The organism is Flagellimonas pelagia (assembly GCF_003584135.1).
In the GTDB taxonomy this organism is placed as follows: Bacteria; Bacteroidota; Bacteroidia; order Flavobacteriales; family Flavobacteriaceae; genus Flagellimonas; species Flagellimonas pelagia.
The window spans coordinates 168,405-175,087 of the sequence record NZ_QXFI01000008.1; the positions used below are offsets into that span (position 1 = coordinate 168,405).

General features: G+C 42.5%; 5 protein-coding genes. 1 reads left to right on the forward strand and 4 read right to left on the reverse strand.

What is annotated here, in order from left to right; all coding sequences use genetic code 11:
* Window positions 1-8: 8 nt before the first annotated feature.
* The 3 genes from D2V05_RS01765 to D2V05_RS01775 all read right to left on the reverse strand — a co-directional run bounded on the left by D2V05_RS01765 (window position 9) and on the right by D2V05_RS01775 (window position 5,471).
* Complete coding sequence (locus D2V05_RS01765; protein ID WP_119645873.1) at window positions 9-2,894, reverse strand: TonB-dependent receptor; 2,886 nt, start codon at window positions 2,892-2,894, stop codon at window positions 9-11.
* A 76-nt stretch (window positions 2,895-2,970) separates the two neighbouring features.
* Complete coding sequence (locus D2V05_RS01770) at window positions 2,971-3,885, reverse strand: alpha/beta hydrolase (RefSeq protein WP_119645874.1); 915 nt, start codon at window positions 3,883-3,885, stop codon at window positions 2,971-2,973.
* Between the two features lie 38 nt (window positions 3,886-3,923).
* Window positions 3,924-5,471 carry a long-chain-fatty-acid--CoA ligase gene (locus tag D2V05_RS01775; protein WP_119645875.1) on the reverse strand — a complete coding sequence of 516 codons (1,548 nt, stop codon included), beginning with the start codon at window positions 5,469-5,471 and terminating at the stop codon, window positions 3,924-3,926.
* A 113-nt stretch (window positions 5,472-5,584) separates the two neighbouring features.
* Here D2V05_RS01775 and D2V05_RS19975 point away from each other — a divergent pair, with 113 nt between their 5' ends.
* A complete protein-coding gene (locus tag D2V05_RS19975; RefSeq protein ID WP_119645876.1) occupies window positions 5,585-5,800 on the forward strand; it encodes a transposase in 216 nt (71 codons plus the stop codon).
* 186 nt (window positions 5,801-5,986) lie between these two features.
* Here the strand turns inward: D2V05_RS19975 and D2V05_RS19785 are convergent, their stop codons facing one another.
* Window positions 5,987-6,394 carry a sterol desaturase family protein gene (locus tag D2V05_RS19785; RefSeq protein WP_313786743.1) on the reverse strand — a complete coding sequence of 136 codons (408 nt, stop codon included), beginning with the start codon at window positions 6,392-6,394 and terminating at the stop codon, window positions 5,987-5,989.
* Between the last annotated feature and the right edge of the window lie 289 nt (window positions 6,395-6,683).

Genomic DNA, 6,683 nt, shown 5'->3' on the forward strand with positions numbered 1-6,683 from the left:
AAATATCTTCAAAATTTGTAAGTTGCGGTCAAGTAATAAGCCCTAGGCTGTATGGCTACGGTAGAATACGGGGTATTTGCGGTAACGGCCGCATCGTATTCGGCTTTTGAAAAACTGGCATTACCACCCAACACTTGCCCTAGGCTTCCAGGGCGTTGAAAGGTCATTACACCATAGGTGTCAAATAGATTGTTCACGTTCAAACTTAACTGGAAACGCTTGGAAAAATTATAGCCCATATTAAGATTGAACTCTGAAAAAGCCGGTAACTTGAAAACATTTGCGGCATTGGCCTGTCTGCTGCCCATATAGGACCACACGACAGAACCAAAGAAATTACCTTTGGAATAGGTAGGAGCAATGTTCGCCATTACCCGTGGACTGTTCTCCGCCTCATTGCCTGAATACGATATTTGTGTATCATCATCGGAGCCATTTGCATTGGCCACCCAAATATTGTATTCATCCAATTTTGATTTTTGAAACGTGGCCACTCCCCTCAAACTCAAATTGTCGTTTATAAAAATATTGGTCTCAATCTCTATACCCGGGGTATTGTATTTTGCATAGGTTCTTGGTGGAAAGTAATAAGTACCATCAGAATCTTGAAAAATTTGGCCAACTGGCACCCCACTCAAAACACTGAAAAATGGCGTAACAAATAAGTTTGATTTACCGAACCCTGCCTTTAGACCAAACTCAATCTGTTCTGTACTTCGCACTTTTGGTCGGTACAATGCGAGGTTTTCTGGGGTGTTTAGGGTAAAATAGAAGTCAAGATCCGGTGCTTTTTTACCTTGTGAATATCGTCCATAAACAGCAAGTTTTTCGTTGAACTTGTAATTTAGTGCGGCAGAATACGAGAACGTGTTGATCTTGTAATTGAACTTAAATGTGGCCAATGAGTCCAACTCATTATTGTTGTAGGTGGTAAAAGGGTTACCATCAGTACCCCCTGTAGAAAAGGGGGATCCTATAAGATAGGGCCTAATATTCTCCCCATCAATATTGACGTTTTCATAACGCAGGCCCCAATCAAAAGTCATTTTTTCGTTGATGTTCCAAGCATGGCCAAAAAACAAGGCTCCCTGTTTTTGCTTTGCTTTAAAAGAGATATAGGCTCCCAAGTTTCCGGTTCCCTGTCCCACTCCGGTAGAGTTTGTAAATTGATATTCGCCAGAGGGTCCGGTTATGGGAGTTCCAGTATCATCGACCCCATAAAGAGGAGTGCCAGAAAAGTTCAGAGTCAAAAGCTTGGGATGGTTTTCTATGGTTCCCAAGGCTATGTCCCCTCCTGAAAAGCGCTCTGCATTGGTATAACCATAGAAACCACCGAAGTTAAAGTTCATATTGTCCATTTTTTTATTAACCGAAAAACGTTCCATGAATTCGGTGACCGTATTGTCATAATAGCTCAAGGGAAGCAATAGGATGGAGTTGGAGAGTACATCCTGACCCGGTAATGAACTGGAGGTGACCGTGGGCACTCCACCAGTGACATCGACTTGGGCCAAGTTTTCACCTGTGTTGGCATCGCGGAAAGTGAAGGCCCCAGGATAGCCGGCACCAAAACCACCCAGAAAGAAATATGGAACCAAATCAGTTATCGATGAAGGTATCATCGACCCCAAAGTATTGTAAAGTACCGTGTTGTGCGAGAATTTTGTGGCATTGCTCAAACTCCAATTATTTCCTAAATCATGGTCCCAGCCCAACGCAATGGATTGGTATCTATTTTTGACTTGGTTTTCTGAATTAAAGTCATAGGTACCCCCGTTTACTAAGTCTTCACCTGAATATTGGAATCCTTCGGGAAAATTAGTGGCACTGCCACTATCGAAACTAGATGCTAATTCTGGATCACTATAGCCAACGGTGAGCATGGGCTGGGCAAAACCATTCTTGTCATCAAGGTATTTCAAGAAAATTTTTACATTACCCTTGTCATAGGACTTCATCAAATTGCCTTTAATCTGCCCCCCATTGTTCATGGGATAACCAGGGTATCGCGCCCCTTCGTCGTATCTATAAAATCCACCAATACTATAGAACCAGCGATTTCCCAAAGGTCCCCCAAAACCAATGTCGACCCTTTCCTGGCTGTTCTTGCCATTGCCCAAAAGGCCATACTTCATTCTTACTTCCCCTTCAAATTTGCTTCCTCCAGTTTTGGAAATATAATTGAATACCCCCCCAGGGGCGTTTGCCGCTGTAACCGAAGCAGGCCCCCCGCGGACGGCATCTACTCTGGCCAGTGTTACGTCTGAACGGAGAAAAAAGTCAGGACCGTAACTAAAATAGGTGGTATTTGTAATCGGAAGACCGTCTTCTTGCATGGATACGTATTCGTATCCAAAGCTGCCATCGGTCGATCCTACCGTAATGCCCCGTGAGGAAACACTGTTCCTGATTTCGCCCACAGATGAGTTCACGTATACGCCGGGAACATTCTTCAAAAGATCCGAAGCACTTTTAGGCACCTGGTTCTCAAGTATCTCTGCGCCCAGTGTGGTAATGGCCACCGATGCATCCATCCTTTTTCGTTTATCGAAAACACCTGTAACGACCACCTCGTTTAGCGTATTGGCCTCGGAAAGCACAATAGTAATAGTGTTTGTCAGTCCGCCGACCTCAACTTCTTTTTGGACATAACCGATAAATGATGCCACCAAGACCACGTTTCCTTCTGGTGCGTCTTCAAGGATGAATGTCCCATTCTCGTCTGCCACCGCATAGTTGTTGGTGTTTTTTATTATGATCGTGGCAAGGGGCAGGACACCACCATCCGTTCCTTCTACGGTACCGATAATTTTTCTGGTTTGTGAAAACATTGCTAAGATCGATAATTGAAAAACAATCAACGGCAACCAACCTTTTTTTAATAGATTTTTCATGTTTGTTTAGTTTAGAGTTTCAGTTTATTTTTACATTCATATCGGTTCATAAGGCTTCTATGTCCGTCCATGGGCTCTATTTGCCATATCCATGTTTTAGGACCCAATCTACCATTGCACCATAGACAAGCTTTTTGGTTTCGGAATCATCAAGGTCAAGATCGTGTCCGGCGTTCGGTATCTTTAGGAATTTATGTTCAAAGCCCATCGATGTGAGCTTTTTGTCCAATATCTGTGATTGGGAAAAGGGTACTACTTCATCATAGGTACCATGTATGATCAATACAGGAATATCCTTGACATGTGCCAATGGACTTGAATCGGTGAATGCTGAATCCAGTGGTTTTTCTTTGTCATATGATTTGCCCGTCATCATCTGAACCATTTCTATCAATCCAGCCTCTACTGCATAGTCCAATAAATCAGTATCATCAAAATACGTGGGGCCCGAAAAATCGACAATCGCTTTTATGGACTTTGATGTGGTATAGGAAGATAACATGGCGAGGTGCGCCCCGGAACTGGCACCGACCATGGTAAATCCTTCATCCCGTGTGCCCCATTCTTCGGCGTGTTCGCTGCAATAGGCCAAGGCATGGTCAACATCTTGCAACATTTGCTTATAATGGGTATCGGTCGCATTGGCATACCTATGGTTCATGTTCGCAACGGCTATGCCATGATCCAGCAATGTATCTTGAATGTCTCGCACATATTCCTTTCCTGCCTGTACCCAAGCGCCCCCATGGATCAATACCACGAACGGAGTATCGGGGGTACGCCCGGCCGGCAGGTAAACATCCATAACATTGCGCGTATGTTCGCCATACCTTTCATTGTACATTTTTTGCTGTCCCTTGTCAATGAATGCCTTTTTGCTTGGTGCACAACCCAGTATTACCAACGTTGACACCAATAAAAACACAAACACCCTTTTTAAAATTGAAGGTCTCATCTTTATTTTATCGGTAGAAAACCTATTGTTTTTCATGTTCAAATCTGTTTTTATAAAATTCAGTTCGCAGCGTTTTACCTACGCAGTTCTTTTTTTAAGATCTTTCCCGATGCGTTAAGGGGAAGGGTCTTTACGAATTCGATTTCACGGGGATACTTGTATGCAGCGATTTTTTCCTTAGTCCATTTAATGATCGCTTCCCCAGTCACGGTCTTACCATTTTTCAAGACGACGAACGCCTTTATCTCTTGACCCAATCTTTCGCATGGCACACCAACTACAGATACCTGAGAAATGGCCTCGTGCCTTATCATGGTCTCTTCTATTTCTCGGGGGTACACGTTCTTTCCACCGCGTATGATCATATCTTTGATACGGTCAACGATATAGAAAAACCCGTCATCGTCCTTTATGGCAATGTCACCCGAATGCAGCCACCCATTGGTAAGTATTCTTTCCGTTTCCTCCTTCAGTCCATAATAGCCTTTCATTACATTGTGCCCACGGTACCATAATTCTCCCTTCTCGCCAGTTGGTACTTCGTTGCCTTCTTGATCGACCACCTTGACTTCAACACCCCATATGGGAGTGCCCACCGACCCGGGTTTTCTACCAATTTGGCGATGGTTGAAAGTGACAACGGGTGATCCTTCGCTCATACCGTACCCTTCTAAAATCAGCACATTGAAAAGCTCTTCAAAATCTTGCAGCACTTTTACGGGTAATGAGGCCCCGCCAGAGATACAGAGGCGTAACTTATGTTCGCCCGGTTGTTTTTCAGGTCTGTTGCGCAAGTAATCGAGCAATGCCCAGTACATGGTCGGAACGCCCACAAAAATACTCACCCCATACTCACCGATTAGTTCGAGTACTTTTTCAGGGTCAAAACGGGGGACAAGAATACAATGAGCACCTTTAAAAATACAGGTGTTCATCTGTACGGTCATCGCAAGAATGTGGAATAAAGGGAGGGTTATCAATTGTACATCATTGGTATGTAACCCAAGGATGCTATTGGCGGATAACAGGGCATTTAAAAAAAGATTTGCATGGGTGAGTTCAGCTCCCTTTGGACTTCCAGTGGTACCTGAAGTGTAGATAATCACTGCAATATCCTCCGCCTTGGTCGGTATGGATTCATAGGATGGAGATTGATTATGGACCAGCCATGATAATGTTTGGATATCATCAATCGGTAAAGTATTTTGAGGTTCGGGCATGACCATAAAAAAATGCTCACAGTCGTTAACTTCCCTGAATGCTTCCCACCCGTACTTCCCCATTGGAAACTCTTCATTTCCTTGAAAGCAAAAATATACCTTACTGTCACTGTCTTTCAATTGATAGGCAATCTCATTTTTCTTAAGAAGGATACTTAAAGGAACGACTACTCCCCCCGCCTTTAGAACTCCATAATAAACGATGGGAAACTGCACAAGATTGGGACAACTTATGGCAATCTTGTCCCCGGGACGGATGCCTATTGTGACTAAGGCATTGGCCAATTTATTGGCCTCTTCATTTATACTGAAGAAGGTATAGGTCTTACCATGGCAAGTATACGCGGGTCTTTTCCCATGTCGAAGGGCACTGTCTTCCAAAAATGTTGATAGATTAAGCATGTGACAATTTTTATAAACTGAATTGTATTAGGGGTTCGAAAAGGAAATATTTTGATACGAATCGGGAATTTTTACCTTGACGGGTATAGAAGGAAAGGGAACTTCAAAATAGGGTGGACAAGATTGCACGGATAAAGGGAATCCGTAGACTTACTATTGTACGAGTATTGGCAGAAACAGATGGGTTCCAATCCCTTGGGAGCATTAGGAGACTGGTGAGTTATTCGGGTCTGGAGGTGGTCCACAACTCAAGAGGACAAAGTTCAAACTTTTTGAAAGGCGATATTGAAATTATTATCAACCAATCATTACATGTTAGGAGGGTTTGATTTTTAATAATATACCTTCGGGCACATCATCCGAAAGGGGTTAAATACCTTCACTGTATAACTGGTCTGGTAAAATTTTATACCTCTTAGCTAACAATTCAACGGATTAGATATATACGAGCTTAAGACAATTATATAAGATTTGTTAGTGTCTATTTTGAATCTTGATTCAAAAATTGTTCGAAATCAATTTTTGCAGTTAGACGCCCTCCTGTGTGACTCCACCCCGGGGAGCATTATCAAGTATAGAACTTTGTTTTTTAAGCCCGGAGCATTTTTTACATCTTTGTAAAGCGACTTAAATTCACCAAAATAGACATCAAAAAAGCTTCCTGAGTCCATTTCCCGAGTTATGCCATATTGGATGGGAAGTTCCTCGTCTTGATATGTTCCAAATATCCTGTCCCATATATTTAAAAGGTTACAGAAATTGGTGTCCATATACAGGGGATTTCTACCATGATGCACACGATGGTGCGAAGGAGTCAATATAAGTTTGCCAAGAAAACCAAATTGTCCTTTTTTCAGCACAAGTTCTCCAATATGGATAAAAGTAGCATAAGTGATATCCAACAAGAGGGTGGAAAAAAACAATTTTGGATCTACACCCTAGAGCATACACGTTGCGGTACGGACAAAATCTGCATAAGTAAATTCAAGAAAAAAATGAGCATGGTTAACGAATAGGTTCATGGTCTCCGTAGCATGGTGGGGAGAGTGGAGGCACCAAAGGATTCGTACTTTATGCCCAAAATAGTGATAGATATAACTGCCAATTATTTTCAATTGGTGTCTCAAAAGCATTCGATTTTTCCTCCACAATGTGCTACTTCAGCTAAAATGGCACTGAATTCTTATTTTTTCAAGTGATACATTAAAATTT